The following is an 18,431-nucleotide window of genomic DNA, read 5'->3' as shown; positions in this document are numbered from 1 at the left end:
CCCCATGCAAACAACCAATCGCCAAGTTAATTCAAACTACGACCAGTCAACTAAAACCCCTCGGATTGCCACTGTTCACCGCACCACTGGTGAAACCGATGTGCAAGTTACCATCAACCTCGATGGTAGAGGAACTTGCACCGCAGCAACTGGCATTCCGTTTTTGGATCATATGTTGCATCAAATTGCCTCCCACGGGCTGATTGATATAGATGTTCAAGCCAAGGGAGACTGGGAAATTGATGACCACCACACTAACGAAGATGTAGGCATTACCTTAGGGCAAGCTTTGAACCAAGCACTGGGCGACAGAAAAGGCATTGTCCGCTTTGGTAATTTTCTTGCACCACTGGATGAAGCCTTAGTTCAGGTAGCACTAGACTTTTCCGGACGTCCTCACCTTAGCTACGGCTTGCAAATTCCTAGCCAGCGGCTAGGAACCTATGATACCCAACTGGTGCGCGAATTCTTTGTGGCACTGGTGAACCATAGCCAAATGACACTGCATATTCGGCAACTGGATGGCATTAATTCCCATCACATTATTGAAGCAACATTTAAGGCGTTTGCGAGGGCAACCCGGTTGGCAGTGGAAATTGACCCCCGTCGGGCTGGTGTCATTCCCAGTTCTAAAGGCGTTTTGTAAAGCTAGCCAGAATTACTTACCAGGATAGACATTTATAGTATTAATTCAGCTACTCTGTTTGCGATAATTGACACACTGCTTGGTGATGGTTATTATCAGCCTATCGGGTAACTTGTAATTAATACCAAGCTGGTAAATAGCGATTTAATCGAGATGAAGTCTGTTGCAGATGACCCTGATTCTCAACTTAATCCGACAGACACTCCGCCAGTAGTCCTAACTTCTGAGTTGCGAAAAGTCTATCGCACTGGTTTTTGGCTAAATCAAAAAGTCGTATCTCTCAAAAATTGTTCTTTAACAGTTTACAAAGGGGAAACCTTTGGGTTACTGGGGCCAAACGGTGCGGGTAAAACCACCCTTTTAAAATTGTTGCTGGGAATTATTCGTCCTACCTCTGGACGGGGATTATTATTGGGTGAGCCACTAGGCGATCGCAATGTTAAGCAACATATCGGCTATCTGCCGGAAAATCCCTATTTGTATGACTATCTCACTGGCTGGGAATTTTTGCAGCTAGCAGCTGGGCTATTCCAAATTCCCAAAAGTGAACAACGCCAACGCATTCCCCAACTACTGGAATTAGTGGGTTTATCCCAAGCCGATGCCCGCCAAAAGCTGCTGCGCCGCTATTCCAAAGGAATGCTACAGCGTGTTGGCATGGCACAGGCGCTAATTAACGAGCCAGATTTGGTTTTTCTTGATGAACCGATGTCTGGTCTTGATCCGGTGGGACGCTACCAAATGCGGGAAATTATCCTGGCGCTAAAAGCCGCTGGTAAGACGATTTTTTTCAACAGCCACATTCTTAGTAAAGTAGAACAGATTTGCGATCGCATTGCCATCCTCGCTGAAGGTGAATTAATTTGCTCTGGTTCCCTTAATGAACTCTTAGGCACAAAAAACACATATCACGTCAAAGGCCAAGGTGGTGACTGGGAAATTCTCAAAAAATGGATACCTACTCTCAGATTTGAACCAGATGGTTCCTGGCAAGGTACACTACAAGACGATTACTATGATTTTCTCGCCAGTCTTCGTCTCATGGAGGGTAAAATTATTGCCATGAACTTGTCGCGTTACTCCCTTGAAGAGTTTTTTATTCAACAAATCGAAACAAAAAATAACTCACTGAATTAATCTTGTTATTTATTGCCAAATAGGAAATTTTGGGTGTTTAAAATTGCTATATCCATCAAGCAGGGTTAACTTTAAATTAACTTCACTAAAAATTCAAATTCAATCAACAAATTTCCTCCGGAAAATCACACTTTTCGAGGAAAATAAGAGTGTCGGGGAACTTGAATACTTAGGTATAGTCCAAATAAAAATGTTTAGACAGTACATTATTGATCGTAGTTTCAGAGTCTCAAGTAAATATGCTTAACAGAAGTTTGTTTAAATTCCTAACTCAGCCAGTTGTGGGTGTGGCTTTGTTAACTGCTGTCAATGCCGCTATGCCATGTATCAGTCTAGCTCAGGGACAACCATTACCACCAACTACACTTTCACCAACCACACAAACACAAATAGATACTAATTATTCATTAGGAGGCGGCGATCGCATCCGTGTAAATGTATTTGAAGTACCTGAATATACAGGTGAATACCAAATTCCCCCAGGTGGAGCAATCAACCTGCCTTTAATTGGCAGCGTGTCAGTCCTCGGTCTAACAACTGAACAGGCTGCTGACGAAATTGCTAGAAGATATGCTCGCTTCCTCAAACGTCCCTTAATCTCAATCAATTTGTTATCCCCTCGTCCTATCAATGTTTTCGTTGCTGGAGAGGTGACACGTCCAGGAGCTTACACTCTCAGCTTGAGCGGAGGCGCGGGAGATAATCCAGGCGTACAATACCCCACAGTATTAACTGCATTGACAACAGCACAGGGGGTAACCCTGGCTGCGGATGTGACTCAAGTTCAATTACGGCGTAAAATAGGACGCTCCTCAGAGCAAACCGTCAGTGTCAATTTGAAGGAACTCATTCAAACAGGCAGATTATCACAGGATGTTACCTTGCGGGATGGAGACACCATAGTTGTCCCAACAGCAACCAACTTCAACGTGGCAGAATCCCGCAATCTGTTTGCATCTAACTTTGCCGCTAGCCAAACCACACCCCGCACAGTAACAATTATTGGTGAAGTTAACCGTCCCGGTTCCTATCTTGTCACCCCAGGTAATACAGATGCCCAGGGGAACGCAACCCCTAACACCGTTAACAGTGGCACTGCCAATCCCGCTGGTCTACCAAATGTGACGCGGGTAATTCAACTAGCTGGGGGAATTACAGCACAGGCTGATGTTCGTAATCTCAGGCTACGCCGACCTACACGATCTGGTTCAGAACAAGCTATAGATATTAATCTTTGGCAATTATTGCAGAGTGGTGACGCCAATCAAGACATCATTGTGCAAGACGGAGATACAATTGTTATTCCCACGGCTACTGAAATCAACCCCGCAGAAGCTACTCAATTAGCTACCACTACTCTGTCTCCTACACGCATTCAAGTTGGTGTGGTAGGCGAAGTTAAAAGACCAGGCTTAACAGACGTTCAGCCGAATAGCTCTTTAAATCAAGCTATACTCGCTGCTGGCGGATTTAATGATGCCAGAGCTAGTAGTAGTGCTGTTGATTTGATTCGCCTTAACCCTAATGGTTCTGTCACTAAACGCATAGTAAAAGTGGATTTCTCAGCTGGGATTAATGAGCAAACTAATCCTATACTCCGTAATAATGATGTTGTGGTAGTCAACCGATCTGGTTCAGCTAAGACTGGCGATACCATAAGCACTATAACTGGACCTCTAGGTATTATCTTTAGTCTTCTGAATTTGGTCGGACTTTAGTTTAAAGTACAGATGTGAATTGGGGGCGTTGGTCAACCCCCTCTGTCCCTCAAATTACACTATCTATCAGTCAAAGCTTAATAGTCAAGAGTTAATATAACCCTACTTAATCATTGATGAGAGAGAAAAAAGCTGAAAAGTTTATAGCTACGTACTTTTAACAAGAAAGAATTCAGGAGTCAAAAGTCAGGAGCCAAAATTCAGAATCAAATTCTGTGCGACTGGTGAGGTAGCGCGGTCTTCTCCCTACAGCCCTTCTCCTAAAGAAGACACTCTTGCGTTCGGGCATCCTACGGCAGGCGTTAGCGTCTCCGTCAGAAGAAAGGTGGATAAATAAACGGGTTAAGTCTGCCACCAAATTTTCTTGTTTTGTGGTCAACTTTCGTAGTAGTGGGTCTGAATCCCCCACGCTCATTGATTCTGCATTCAGAATCAATCTCCGTATTTTCTCAAGATTTAATTTGGATTGCTATAAAAAATAACTTTCTTATTCATAATGGGACTATTAAATTAACTCTTGTACTGCCTTTTGAGGGCAAGAATAAACGATAGAGCCGTACTCTTGTACAGAAGCAAGCTACACAAAGCGTCTCTTATTCCAAAGAAAAAGTTTTTGGTTTACTGAGAATAGCCGTTCTTGTACTCCTACAGACAAGCAAGCTACGCGCCGCCTCGACCACAAAAGAAGACAAGACTAGGGTACAGAACTGGCTTTCCTCTCGGATCGCTTACTCAAAAATTATATTTTCTATCCACATTTGAGGATAGTTTTAGGTACTATTACTCATTTACAAATCCTGTAGACCTAAAGTCATCACTGAAAATTATTAATTTGCCATTGATAGGCTATTTCAAACTTTGTTTTAGTTACTCTAATTTTTTATGATAATGAGAATCTTTTAGAAGCTAACGGCGATAGTTATACTCTATATATTTATCTCAGGCATTTTGTGATTATTATTATCATAAGAATTATTTAAGTAAATTAACTAATTGATGACAGATATACTATCTTAACCATAGATACCGCGTATACACAGTACAATGATGTCGAATTGGAAATGATGGCATTTGTACAGTTGCTTCGTGTCCATTTATTGAGTATCTCTGGATACTGATAATTTTCCTTCAGTACTTTTACCAGATATGTGCCAGTTTTTGGAAAACGAGCTAAAAAGGCTTTTCAGCCATATTTACGTGGAAATTCTCAGGTGGTAACCTAATAAACCATGTGTAAACTTAACAAACGGCAGTTACACGACCAGATCCAATATTGAGTTATTTACTTAGGCTAGAGCTACTGACCGTTGACGATTCAGTTTTTGCAACATACCTATTTTTTCCCTATGATGATTCATGGTTTCGGTTTTCTCAGTTTGAGCGCATCTCTTGTACTTCCCTGGGCATTAACAGGTCTGGCTGCAGGAGAGAGAATAACAGAGTCTTTAGCTAAAGATGTTCGTCAGTCATTCACTGATCAGGAAATCCCACTACCAAGCCGCAAGCTGATCAGTGCTATTTCAACTAAGACAACATACTATGTTAGTAGTAACGGAAACGATAAAAATAGCGGACTCTCTACCTCATCCGCGTTTAAGACACTTGAAAGGGCAGCAGACCTGACTGACCCTGGGGATACAGTACTCATTATGAATGGAGTATACAAGAATACAAGCAAAGTTGGAGCAGTACTAAATATTAAACGCTCTGGAAGGGCAAATGCATGGATTACGTATAAAGCATATCCTGGACATCGGCCCAGACTTCAGAGCAATGGATGGCAGGGAGTTTCGATTTCCAATGGAGTGTCATATATTGAGGTAAACGGGCTGGAGGTTGTAGGGAATAATAGCAATATAACCCTTGGTTATGCTCGAAATCAGCAGAATAACAAATCAAACCCGCTGACGAATGGAAACTGCATTGTCATAGATGGAAAAAAACGTCTCACCCACCATATACGTATTCTTAATAACAAGGTACACGATTGTGGAGGTGGAGGTATTGGAATGATGGAATCAGACTATGTGACAGTGGATAATAACGAGGTGTTTAATAATGCTTGGTACTCAGTCTTCGCCTGTAGTGGTATTGGGGTGGTCACCTCTCGGAATTATGACAACAGCCGAGATTACAAGATAGTTGTGACCAGAAACAAAGTCCATAACAATCAAATGTTGATTCCCTGGTATCAGAACAAAAAGTTCCAAGACGGTAATGGCATTATTGTTGATAGTAACAGAAGGTTTGGGTATAAAGGACGTACTTTGATTGCAAACAATATCTCATATAAAAATGGTGGTTCGGGCATTCATACTTATGAAAGCGAACATGTAGATATTGTTCACAACACAACTTATCTGAATAACCAGACTCCGGTAATTAATTACGGGCAAATCATGAGTAATCATTCAAGTGATATCAAAGTTTACAATAACATCCTTTATTCTGCGCGTAACAGACCAATAGGCTCAATAAATCAAAGTCCCAACAGCACTTTTAACTATAATCTCTACAACAACAATGGTTCTCGTCTAAATGCTGTCGGACCTAATGATATTATGGCAGATCCACAGTTTATTAATGCCTCGACTGGTGACTTTAGACTGAAACGGAAGAGTCCGGCAATCAATAAAGGTTTTAGGTGGAATAATTTAAAAACTGATGCTCTAGGCAACCCTCGTGTGTATGGTCCAGCCTCCGATACAGGGGCATACGAAATGCAGTATTAGTGAACAATGACCTTTGCCAATTTACGAAGATTGACATAAAACAAAACTGGATGATGCGTACCTATTGTTGCCATCAGGTAAAAAACTGATTCAATAAAACCCTGTATGGTTTTTGTGGAAGGAATTTTTACTGTCGTATCTGCATGCACTGCGGCTCTATATTTTGCTTAACACTCAAGCACACACTTACCTTGGGTCGTTTCGGCAAAAGTTAAACCTACTTTTCTTTTTGGCAAAGGTATTGGGTAAATAGTAGTATGGCATAGGGTTGTATGGCAAAATCCTGATTTCTAGAAAGTTTTTGTCTACAACCCGTTGTTGTAACCCACATTCCGAACCTGATATAAAACCTTGATTTTAATGACCAGAAACAAAAAGGTACAAGCCCCTAAATTTATTTATGGAAAATAAAAAAAATGTATTTTGAGATACGTAGTACAATAAATACTACGTCAGTTAACTCAGAGCAACTAAATTTATTTATAGGGTTCAAAATGTTTGAATGAGTGACTTTTGACTTTTGACTTCCCCGTTCGCGTAGCGTCTCCAAGAGTTGGGGCTGACATAGCATAAATACAGCACTTCCCGCTATTGTGAGGTAGATATTTAGTGCTGAAACGGTCGAAAAGGAGTGAGTGTGGAGGAGGAAAGACTGTACTTCATAACAGCAGGAACCGCTGTAATGGGGCGGTAGAACCAAATTAGATATAGTCTCTTTATAGGACTTAGACAAAAAATACCCAAGAATTGAGCCTTAAATCTATATATAGATAGACTTTGACATCGTTTTGCTTAGTTTATTGATATATCTGGGTTTGGGCTATTATTGAGCATTTGGTGTTTTTCCCTTACCCTGCATGGGTTTGAGGCTTGTTTTTTCCTCAAAAATGTTTAAGTCCTGTTAATTGCTATTTAAAAAGTTACGTTTTTCCATAACAGATATTAATAAATCAATTACCTAGATGCTTGTAGGATAATTTATTTGCTGGAAGTCCCTTAGCTTGACTTTATCCATTTTTCGGAATTGCAATGCCTATGGCAAGCTGATAAAAAGTGTCTAATTATCCTTTGAAACCTTCATCCATCTGTAACTATGACTTTATCAATGTCACCCAAATTAGTCACATTGGAAAAAATCTTGTGTGACAAGCTAGAATTTTTGTCAAATAACAAGGCGACGTTATTTGATTTGGATAAAGTAGAGATAAACAATCTGGGGTCAGAGGAACTACGAAATTCTAGTCAATGGTTTATTGATATGTCTTTTAGTAACCCCTAAACTTTGGATATTTTACTTTTTTGCAAGTCCCTTAAGTTCTTTTGTCAACTCCCTTGGTTTAAAATATTCATGCTCATGATATAAATAAATACTAGAATCATTTTTATCAATGATTCCATTTACGACTAAACCCAAGACGTTGTAATTGGATCTCTCTAATATCTCTTGAGCAGCGTTAGCACTATTAGAATCAATTACCCCAGGTCTAGCTACTAACAAAATCCCATCAGTCATTTGGCTTAAAGTCAAAGCATCGGCTGCCAAAAGGAGGGGAGGAGCATCAATAATTACAAAATCATAGTTATTTTGAGATGAGAAATTATCAATTAATGATGCCATCCGTTTTGAGTCGAGCAAAGCAAGTGGGTTGGGAGGTCTAACTCCGGCAGTTAAGACATCAAGATTATCCATTACCTTAGATACAGTAATGTCAAATTCAGCCTGACCTACAAGAACCTCGCTCAAACCAACTGCATTGGTTAATTGCCAGAGATGATGCTGAGAAGGAACTCGCATATCTGCATCAATTAGTAAAACTTTACGTCCTAGTTGAGCGATCGCTGCTGCCAAATTAGCTGAAACTGTAGATTTGCCTTCTTTAGGAACTGCGCTAGTTACCACGATAGTTTTGAGCACTTTATCTGAACTCAAGAATTTCAGATTGGCTTGAATCATCCGGTACATTTCGCTCGTTAAAGAGTGGGGCGTATCTCTGACGGCAATTGTTTGAACTGTTGATTCTGAATTTGAGGAGCGAATTTTTTTAACAGACAAAGGAACAATTCCCAGCAAAGTATATCCAAATACATCTCTGACTTCCTTAAGTGTTTTCAGAGATCTATCTCTCATTCCTAGAAAGAGAACGGTTGTAGTGGCCAAAAATAAACCGAACATCACTCCTAGCACTAAAACCACAACTTTTTTGCCTTCTACTGGCTTATTGGGGACTAAGGCCTGAGCAATAATCCGCGAGCTGGCTGTATTTGTATTCTCAACTAACTGTAATTCTTGAACCTTTTTCAATAGAGTTTGATATGTCGATTCTGCAACATCAACTTTCCGTTGTAACTCCCCCTGATTTTGTGCTAACTGGGGTATGATTTTCACTCGCTGTTCGTAGGTAGAACGAGAATTATTTAGAGAGGAAAGTCTTTTGATTAAGCCAAAGCGCTGTATTTCTGACTGGAGAAAATTTTCGATCAGGTTTTGTCTGAGTTCTCCAATCTGCAATAGGTTCTGCGGAATTTGTGTTTGATTGCCAACAGTCTGACCAATTTGCTGTTGCAGGAGAGATTTTAAGCTAGCTTTTTTTGCTACTAAGTTAATAATTACAGGGTTGTCATCTAGGAAACGGCTACGCTCAATCGCTAGCTGTTGGTCGGTTTCTTGAAGTTGTGTAAGAATTCCCTGCACTGCAGGTGACTGACTGAGGGCACTCACAGCGATCGCTTGCTGAGAATTTAGCTCTACTTTCTGGCGCAGTTCACTGTTTTGGGCGTTTACCTCATCCAGTTGAGCCTTAACAGTATCCATCTCATTGTCTAGATTTCCAATAGTCGTAACGGCTGACTTTGTCTCCTCTGATAGATCTGCTATCCGATGCTTCTGTTTAAATATACGAAGTGCTACTTCTGCATTATTAACAGCCTCTTGAGTTTTAGGAAGCTGCTTGGCAATAAATTGACGAGTTGCTGCTGCCTCAGAGCGATTTGTTAGAATATCATTTTCTAAATAAAGCCTCATGATTGTGTTGACCACTGCCGCTGATTGTTCGGGATCACGGCTGGTATAGCTAATTCGCAATACATCTGTGCCGCCAACAATTTTCATGACCACAGATTTTCGTAGTTTTTCTACTTCCAGAGGTTTACCTTCTTGGTCTTTTAGTCGTAGTTTGTCTATTACTTGCTGCAATAAAGTAGGTGAAGAAATAACTTCAATTTGAGTGTTTATCGGATTTTGATTTGCTAGTAGGGATTTTAAATCTCCTGCATCTCCTCCTTCACCGTTACTAGGCAAAAGATTAGATCCTACTACTTTAAAAGAAGGAATTCTAAATAACAGCTTTCCTTCAGCTTCATAGGATGGCTTCATAAATTGTGTAGCTATAACACTGAGCATAACTGTAGCTGCAAATATTGCAGTAGCAGGTAGCCACCATCGTTTCAAGATCAATAAGTAACGACTAAGGTCTAAATCAATAGATTCTCTAGATTCCATAGATTTTTCCAACATAAATCTTCCAAAGTACAGATCTTAAGCAAGAAACTAAAAATTGACTTAGACAATGCACAAACCACTGCAATTGACAAGACTGAACTAATGCGGTTTGACAATATGACAATAGTATAGACTATCTAAGTTACAAATTTAGTTCCGATTTTGGCACCATAGTGCCATAGTGTTGATAGGATGCTAATCAGCAAAAAACTTGGGAAATTCTAGATTTGAGGCGAGTTAAAGGTGTCATAACTCTCTGCCGCACCATAAATCAACCCTTTAGCGCCACTACATTCATTTAAAGTTTTTTTGCCATTAGCCATTATTCTTAAAATTTATTTCTCGATTATCAAGGGATTGATTTTTTTCCTCGAAGATTATTTATATGGTTCTCCCCCTTGTCAAATCACCCATGCAGTCCAAAGTTACTCAGCCCAGGAAAAAACTCACCGTCTAGTCAGTTTGCGATTTTTGACCATAAATATCTACCATTACTCAGCCTCACTTAATAGTGATTCCTGAATTTCAAGTAAGTATTAACTTTGCCAAATTTTATCATAAGCCTCTAACAGTTTCGGAGCTTGATATTGCCACTCAAGGATCTTCTCCATTCTGCGTCGCCCCTCGGCTCCTATCTTTTCTCTACGTTCAGGAGAATCTAGAAGCTCTAGAATTTTATCGGCAAATTCCACCTCATTATTAGGCTTGGCATAAAGAGATGCTTCCTGTGCAGAACGTCTTCCCTCTCGCAAATCAAACTGGACAATTGCTTTTCCCATTGCCATGTATTCAAGGATTTTATTCATGGTACAGTTTTCGTTATAAGCAGATGTTGGAGAGGGTTCTACACACACGTCGCAACTAGAAAGCCGCTCTAAAAGTTCCTCCCCTTGCTTAAACCCTGTAAATTCTACAAACTCACTCACTTCTAGCTCTTTAGATAAAACTTTAAGTTTTTCGGCTGCTGGTCCACTACCAATTAACATAAAGTGAATATCTTGGCGATTTTTTTTGCGGACAATGTAATATACCATTCTTAAGAGATAATCAATTCCCTCTGGTTCACCCATGACACCCATGTACCCTATCAAGTAGTTCTTACCTCTACGGTAATTGAGATTTGGGGACATTCGGCAAAAACGGGAAAGGTCGGGTGCACTACGAACTACAAAGATTTTCTCTGGTTTCTTGTGCCCTCGGGTAAGAGCTACCTCTCGGTGCGACTCGTTCGTTGAAATTACTATATCTGCTGTGGCATAGGTCAAGCGTTCAGCCCAGCGTAATCCATGATAAAAAATATCCCGCCGTTGATACTTAGCTTCATACATCTCCGGACTGAGGTCATGATGATCGAAGATAACCCATGTACCATAAAATAATTTAAACCATCCTGCTACTAAAAAAAGTAAATCCGGCGGATTACAAATATGGATGACATCGAAACCACGCTCTTGCCATACCCGTTGAGCTAGACGGAATTGCCAGTTAATTGCCCAACTATACTCTCGAAGATACCCAATGACAGAACTTTCTTCTGGTGGTAGAGGATGACGGTAGACGTGAATCTGCTCAATAACCTCGTAGTCTTTTTCAAAACCATTACCTGTGGGTGAAATTACAGTAACTTCATACCCAGCTTTTTGCAAAGTAGTTGCTTCCATCCATACCCGCCGATCAAAGGGAACTGGCAGATTTTCAACGATAATTAGTACTTTTCTAGGTAATGCCATAATCTCAATTCTTAATGAGTTTAGTAAAAGACTGACTTGTCAATTCTAAAATCTGCCTTTTTTGGGGAAATTTTAGTCATACCTGGCGAAACTGGACTCAATAACCTGCATATCTGCATCCTCATAGCTTTCAGTCTTGCAATTGCTAGCTGTTTACACTCACATTATTGATCATTTGAATTTAATAGTGAACGATATAAATCAAGAAAAGAAACCCAGTGATTTTTGATATCAAGAGCAAAAACACTTGTTCTCGCTTTAGAACCTAAAGAAAGCCTCAAAGCCTCATTTCCAATTAAAGACTTCATAGCATCTGATAACTGCTCAACATTACCTGAATTAACAATTAATCCATTATCAGATTGAGTAACTATTTCAGGTATGCCTCCTACTGGTGTAACTATGACTGGTAACTCCCAAGCCATTGCTTCCAGCATTGCTAATGGAAGACCTTCGTTGTAAGAGGGCAACACAAAAACATCTGCTTTAGTTAAAAGAATATCACGTTCATCTGACCCGATCCAGCCAGGCAATTGTATATAATTTTCTAGATTTAAAGTCGTAACTAAATTACGTGCTTGTTCTATATCTCCATCTCCTGCCATAATCATACTTGATCTGGCTTGATATTCAGTAGGCAAAAAAGAAAAAGCTTTGATCAAATCAAATGCTCCTTTCCGTTGACCGATTCGTCCTAAAAAAAGTAAGTTCACTTTTTTAGAAACTGAACGGTCTGGAACTTCAGCAGGAATTTTTACTGGATTGTAAAAAACTACAACTTGTTCAGGTTTCAGACCAAGGTTTTCTATGTAGAAGCTTTTCCAGCTTTCAGATAAGACAATTAAGCGTTGACACTTGCTAAATACCCAACTTAGTAATTTCTGAATCCATTTTGCAAGTCCAGCGTAGAAAAGATGAAATTGACTACCATGAGCATGTAAAATTATCGGCTTGTGAAATCCCCAAGCTAAAAGTATCATAATTGCTTGTCGGAAAACACTGCCGCGCTGTGAAATTTGAATTTGAACAATATCAACTTCTTCCTTTATTAACATCCATAAAAATTTCCATATAGCTTTCAAAAAAACCATGACTTTGAGTGCTATAGATCCTTCCTCATGAGTAATAATATGACATATTTGGACTTCCGAAGGAGCATACGCCAAAAAAAGTTTCTCGTAACCGGAAATACCACCCTGCTGGAGTAAACTAGGGCCTAGCATGATAATCTTGAGAGTATTAGTTCGATACATAAGCTGTAATTTTTTAATAGTTTGGTCTATCTTTAATTAATGTATCAACGAAAGAATCACAAGTTATCGTTTGATTTATTTTCCCAGATTCAAAGCGCTGCCAAGCCTTTTTATAAAACAGGGAAAGTCTATTGATTCTATTTTTACAGATTTGCGCGTGTAGAAAGTTTGTTTGATAATATTGCTGATACATAAAATATCCATTGCACACTATTTTGCTCTAAGAATGTAGTTTCAGCAAGATTTGTAAGAATAATAACGGTAAAATAGACTAAGAGCCATAAACTTTCAGATGTTTGATTCCACCGGATTAAATATATTGCTTTTAATAAATTAATAACGAACCCAATTAAAAAAACCGAGAATCCTAGTAGACCTAACTCTAGCCAGAGATCCAGAAAACCATTGTGAGCATTAGGAGCATTCCATTGTATCGTTTGTTGAACAATAGTAGACTCACTATTATTCTCTATCCAGAATGCTCCATAGCCATATCCTAGTAACGGTTTTTTTGCAATCATTTCCAACACAGCAGACCATATTTCTGAACGTCCAGTAAGTGTTGTGTCCTTACCTACTGAGCCTAAAATTGTATCCGCTTCTGATATAAACCAGGTATAAAAAGCTATGGCAATGGTTGATATGAAGGTCAAAATAGGTATCATTACTTTATACTTTAAATGTAAAATTCGATAATATATAACAACAGCTGCTGTAATGATTATAAAATTAACTATAGATGTTGTTGATTTTGAGAAGAATATAAGTACTCCAGAAGCAACATAGCCAAGCCATGAAACCCAGCGATTTTCTTGATTAGTCATGGCTTGGAAGAAAAATATTGCTGCACTCACCACAAATGTCTCGCCAAGACTATTCTTGCTTGGGTATATTCCTCGCCAACCAGCTCCATCAACAGCGTTTCCAAGACCATATTGTGGTAGAAATATAACAAATAAGAAGCACATTACTGCTGAGATGCCAAACATGTATGCACATAACTTCAGTTGCTCCTTTAAGGTGTAGCGTGAAGCTAAATAAAGTCCAAAGATAGTTGTTGCTGCCAGAGCAAAAACGCGACGTACAGTAGTGTCTGGATCTAAAGACCAAAAACTAGAAAGTGCACAAACTCCAATCAATGCCCAAATAAACTTATCCCTGCTAAAAACGTAAGTAACCTTCTTCCAGCGTAAAGCAATTAACGAAAGGCTAACTATATATGTAAAAGTAAAAAAGAATCGAAATATACTTCTATCAGCGTCTTTTACGGTAAAGCCATCCGTCAGAAGAGGGATTAGCGGAGTTCCTGAGTAGATCATCAAGCAAGTTACTGTAAGTATTTGTTCAGCAGAAATTAAAAATTTCCTCATTTTTTATGATTATGTATACATATAGAAAACAGATTAAGCAAATCAGGGATTCGTGGTTGGTAGTCTAAATCGATTTTGAGAAATACTTTGTTTATTAGATTTGTAATTATTATTTTCGTTAAATGCCAAAGTAATAAGTACAGTTGTATCAATGTCTCATTCTTATAGTTTTTTGATAAACTTCCACAGTTTGACCAGCAATATTTGACCAATTTAAATCTTCCTGAGAGCGAGCTAGTGCCGCTGTTTGCATACCTTGTTGCAAGTTGCGATCCTTTAGCAAACAAATGATAGCATCAGCTAGAGCTGAAACGTCACGGGGTGGAACTAATAACCCATCTTTTTTATGTTGAACTATCTCACTCAATCCCCCCACCTCAGAAGCTACAACCAGCGTTCCCATTCCATAAGACAAAGCTGCCACACCACTTTGAGAAGCTTCGATATATGGCAGAACTGTTGCCGTGCTGCGTTTAAATAGATTACATACTTCTTCAAAGGGGATAAAGTCATTGATAATCTTGTAGCGTTTCTGATCATAACCATTAGGGAAATACTGCCTTATATTTTCTCCCTTTCCAGCAATAATCAGCTTGACTTCAGGTATACATTCAGCAATTAAGGGCATAGCTTCAAGCAAATATTTCAATCCCTTGTAGGGCAAGATCCGTCCAAAAAATAGCAAGGTACATGGCTCACGGACTTGAATATTTTGATTACTTCGACGCTGATACAAACTACCAAGTTCCCCATGAGGTAAAACATTGACTCGCTCTTGAGGTATACGAAATTGCTCAATTAGAATCTTTTTTAGTTGATTAGTATGGACAATCAATTGTTGGGAACGGTAGAAGCCAATACGTCTGGTATACTCGGAACCAAATGCAGTGCTGTTATCCCCTGGGTGACGGAATATATCGTGGATAGTTGTCACTAATGGTGGCATTTTGTTGAGTAACAAAGTCCAATCGTACCAAGGATCATTAGTTTCTTGCACATGTAAAATATCTGGCTGTATGTTTTTGATAATATGCATCATACTGCCCATAGACAATAGGTTGCGCGGGTCGCGAATCCGTGGTTTTTTAAAGCTAACGACGCGGATATTGGAATCAAGAACCTTGCTACAGACATCTGAGATTTTTTCGGGATGAATTAGCGTTAAATCAACATATTTAACCAAACTGTTTGCTAATTCGATAGTGTAGTCTTCAAAGCCAAAATGTAATAGAGCAACCTTAATCATAATTAAAATTATATTCTCATTTAAATTATTTCTTTAATCAACAAATTTAGATGCATTACTAGCAGGATTTTTTATTAAACAATTTACTAAACTCTTAAAAGTTTTATCCACAAAAAATGAAACCCACTAAACGCACGAATACCTAGATAACTCACAAATAAACCATAGGTACAAATTGCAATAATTAGAGTGAACATAAAATCTAAGCTAATTTTTTGTAATAAGACGAATACAAGTAGCATTAAAATGCTTATCATTAAGGGTCTGATCATAATTCGCCATAAGTTTAATCAAAATAGGCGAGTATAGGTGAAATAAATAAACTGGCTAAAACCAAGAATAGTCATTAATAATACCATTAAAGCTGCACCAATTAACTTATATTGCGAAACTAATGCAACACCTCCCAAGCTTCCCAATGTAGTGCTAATAACTACTTCACGCAGGTTAATTATCTCAAAACCATATGTCATAACTTGACTTTTTCAGATATATATAGTTAGAAATTGTTCTAGCTGTTCTATACATACCTGGTTTTGTTTTTCCTTAGTAAGCACCTTCTTTTTTCAAAACTACCATAACTGTTTTGAGCAGAATTTCAAAGTCTAACCCAAGCGACCAATTTTCAATGTAGCTAAGATCAAGATTAATCACTTGTTCAAAATCTAAAATATCCGAGCGACCTGAGACTTGCCAGAGACCTGTAATACCAGGTAAAACTTCATGTCGGATAAAATGATGTTCAGAAAACTTATCAACATCTCTAGTAGGTAAAGGGCGAGGTCCTACTATACTCATTTCTCCAAAGATAACATTAAAAAGTTGAGGTAATTCGTCTAAGCTGTAACGACGAAGAAATTTTCCAACACGGGTAATGCGAGGATCGTCTTTAATTTTAAAGATAATCCCATCTTTCGCTTCATTTAATGCTTCTAATTCTTTCTGTAATTTTTCTGCATCAGACCTCATAGTTCTGAATTTCCATACTTTAAACTGTTGCCCATGTAAACCTATACGGGTTTGCCTGTAAAATATTGTGCCGGGAGAGTCCAGTTTGATAGCTATAGCTATAGTTATATAAATAGGGAATGATAACATTACAAATAAAGCCGCGAAGCAAAAATCACAACTGCGCTTTATCCAAAAATCTTTACCTGTAATTATCGGACAATCTAAGCTGAGACAAGGCATTCCTCCTATTCTATTAAATTCTACATTCTTATAAATTGGTTTTAATTCCATTGGCAAAATATGCACTTGGATGCCAGATGCTTGAAATAACCAGCATAAAAACATTCTGTTTTTTAGAGCATCCCAAGATATAAAAACTTCTGTTACAGCTAATTGATTAAGTTGATTCAAGGTTTGCTGACGTTGATATCTGTCTAATGAATTAGCATTCGCCGTTCCAGATACGATGTAATGTTTTTCTTTTTTTATAAAACTAGCAATCTGTTCATGATCTTGAGGATCACAAATAATGAATACAGAAGAACGAACTATTTTTCTCTGCTTACGGAGATATTCAAGAGTAATATTTACAGCATATCTACCAGTACAAATAAATAATATACTTAGCACCCAAGATAATAAAATTAATCTTGGACGTGTAATATCAACAACTGGTTTATACAAAGAACAAACAAGAAGTATTAATCCATGAGCAAAAGTTAGTGATTTGATGATATTGAAATAGTCATAACGTTTTTGACCTTCTCGATAAATACCTTGGACAGCTAGTGATCCTATTTGAATCCCAATAGTTATTAAAATCGGTAAATAATGACTCGGTATATACCAAGTAAAATGTCCATAAGAAGATTGATATCCAGCTAAAACCCAAGCTAAGAATAAAAGAGTATAGTCTACTAAAAACAGTGTTGTTAATCTCAACCACCACGAACCCTTGCGTACCCGGACAAATGCAGATGCACGTAGATCCAAAGGCACCTCACTGAATTTATTTGTTGTAATGCTTTGATTACTCATAGTTAGGAACACTTAATGTAGTTATTTGATGGAAATTTATATAAGACAAGTAGAGTATCTCACATTTTTCTTTCAAAGAAACTTGGCCTTTGTAGTCTACTATTAACCATTTTGTTTGGAGTAACTTTAAGTTCTTAAGCAAAAGCATTTTCCAGGGTCGGTTTGAGTGCGGTTACTACCCAGATATTTAGCTTTTGTTGCAGGGTAAAATCTAGTTTAGTCTGGAAATTTTGAGCTTTGATGCCAAAAATTTGTTGGTGAGTTAATTTAATAGTTGAATAAAATTCCTAACCTTAATAATCAAGTAGGTTAGGTATAAATATTAGGATTTTTAAGGTGCGTAATAGTTGAACTGAATTACTACAGTTACATTGCAGAGTTGCACTTCTATGAAACAATAATAATGATATTCCTTCCTAAATTACTGTAGCATGTTTAGCTAGACTAATTTAGCCTTGCTTAGAAGTTCTCTCTTTATTTACGCATAATTACTGATTAACAAAACTTACAACCATAAGTTATAACAAAATGCATCAAAAATTTGATTATTGTTACAAAAATTTACATATAGAATATTGTGGTTATTGGGTCAGTCTCATGGGCATTGCTAGACAATTGGTCACAGATTAATGAAAATAAATTCTAATAACTGGAAATAATATCAACAAAGCTTCATCTTTGTAAATCTTGTCATATCTAGGTTATAGACATTTTTTCCTCCTGACAGAGAGCCAATTTTTTTGTGCCTGTAACATTGCATTTTGAACCGTTGTAATTTTGAACTATCAAAAATTGAGGGATTGGGCACGGTAGCATCACCATAAAAAATTAACATAGGATTTGCTTGCTGCAAGTCTTGGCTTGTAGCCAAAGGGCTTGAATGGGTGTTCGCTGCGAGAAAAAACTGAAGATTTTATTTGTATCTTACGTCACATTGATATATATGTTAAGTCCATGTGCAAAATTTTAGCTTCATATATGCTTTATCTATAGTGACATCAAACCCACCTGATGAGGGTTTCACTGAGTCTTGCATAAGTAGGAAAGCACAAATTAAAGATAACTATCTAAAGAAAAATGAACGAGGCTAAAACCCTCTTTTTTCCAGCCT

The 18,431-nt window shown here is 38.2% G+C and carries 11 protein-coding genes; 4 read left to right on the top strand and 7 right to left on the bottom strand.

What is annotated here, in order from left to right:
• Window positions 1–4 precede the first annotated feature (4 nt).
• The 4 genes from hisB to Q0541_RS21615 all read left to right on the top strand — a co-directional run bounded on the left by hisB (window position 5) and on the right by Q0541_RS21615 (window position 6,233).
• Window positions 5–646, top strand: coding sequence for an imidazoleglycerol-phosphate dehydratase HisB (hisB, locus tag Q0541_RS21630; protein WP_298915053.1), 642 nt, complete (start codon window positions 5–7; stop codon window positions 644–646).
• A gap of 153 nt (window positions 647–799) precedes the next feature.
• A complete protein-coding gene (locus Q0541_RS21625) occupies window positions 800–1,783 on the top strand; it encodes an ABC transporter ATP-binding protein (protein WP_298915050.1) in 984 nt (327 codons plus the stop codon).
• A gap of 239 nt (window positions 1,784–2,022) precedes the next feature.
• Window positions 2,023–3,501 carry an SLBB domain-containing protein gene (locus tag Q0541_RS21620; protein ID WP_298915047.1) on the top strand — a complete coding sequence of 493 codons (1,479 nt, stop codon included), beginning with the start codon at window positions 2,023–2,025 and terminating at the stop codon, window positions 3,499–3,501.
• 1,307 nt (window positions 3,502–4,808) lie between these two features.
• The gene (locus tag Q0541_RS21615) at window positions 4,809–6,233 is read left to right on the top strand and encodes a choice-of-anchor Q domain-containing protein (protein WP_298915044.1); all 1,425 of its coding nucleotides are present in this window, start codon (window positions 4,809–4,811) and stop codon (window positions 6,231–6,233) included.
• Window positions 6,234–7,524: 1,291 nt separating this feature from the next.
• Here Q0541_RS21615 and Q0541_RS21610 read toward each other — a convergent pair.
• The 7 genes from Q0541_RS21610 to Q0541_RS21580 form a co-directional block, all read right to left on the bottom strand.
• The gene (locus tag Q0541_RS21610; RefSeq protein ID WP_298915041.1) at window positions 7,525–9,732 is read right to left on the bottom strand and encodes a polysaccharide biosynthesis tyrosine autokinase; all 2,208 of its coding nucleotides are present in this window, start codon (window positions 9,730–9,732) and stop codon (window positions 7,525–7,527) included.
• Window positions 9,733–10,268: 536 nt separating this feature from the next.
• Window positions 10,269–11,462 carry a glycosyltransferase family 4 protein gene (locus tag Q0541_RS21605; protein ID WP_298915038.1) on the bottom strand — a complete coding sequence of 398 codons (1,194 nt, stop codon included), beginning with the start codon at window positions 11,460–11,462 and terminating at the stop codon, window positions 10,269–10,271.
• A 164-nt stretch (window positions 11,463–11,626) separates the two neighbouring features.
• Window positions 11,627–12,715, bottom strand: coding sequence for a glycosyltransferase family 4 protein (locus Q0541_RS21600; protein WP_298915037.1), 1,089 nt, complete (start codon window positions 12,713–12,715; stop codon window positions 11,627–11,629).
• 143 nt (window positions 12,716–12,858) lie between these two features.
• Entirely contained in the window at window positions 12,859–14,085 is a 1,227-nt protein-coding gene (locus Q0541_RS21595; RefSeq protein ID WP_298915034.1) for an O-antigen ligase family protein, read from the bottom strand.
• A gap of 148 nt (window positions 14,086–14,233) precedes the next feature.
• Window positions 14,234–15,331: a glycosyltransferase family 4 protein gene (locus tag Q0541_RS21590; RefSeq protein WP_298915031.1), complete on the bottom strand. Its 1,098-nt coding sequence runs from the start codon at window positions 15,329–15,331 to the stop codon at window positions 14,234–14,236.
• A gap of 290 nt (window positions 15,332–15,621) precedes the next feature.
• Window positions 15,622–15,804, bottom strand: coding sequence for a hypothetical protein (locus tag Q0541_RS21585; RefSeq protein WP_298915028.1), 183 nt, complete (start codon window positions 15,802–15,804; stop codon window positions 15,622–15,624).
• A gap of 73 nt (window positions 15,805–15,877) precedes the next feature.
• Entirely contained in the window at window positions 15,878–17,320 is a 1,443-nt protein-coding gene (locus tag Q0541_RS21580; protein WP_298915025.1) for a sugar transferase, read from the bottom strand.
• Window positions 17,321–18,431 lie beyond the last annotated feature (1,111 nt).

This window comes from uncultured Nostoc sp., assembly GCF_937863485.1.
In the GTDB taxonomy this organism is placed as follows: Bacteria; Cyanobacteriota; Cyanobacteriia; order Cyanobacteriales; family Nostocaceae; genus Nostoc.
Note: the sequence above shows the minus strand (reverse complement) of the source record. Positions and strands in the feature narration are given on the sequence as shown.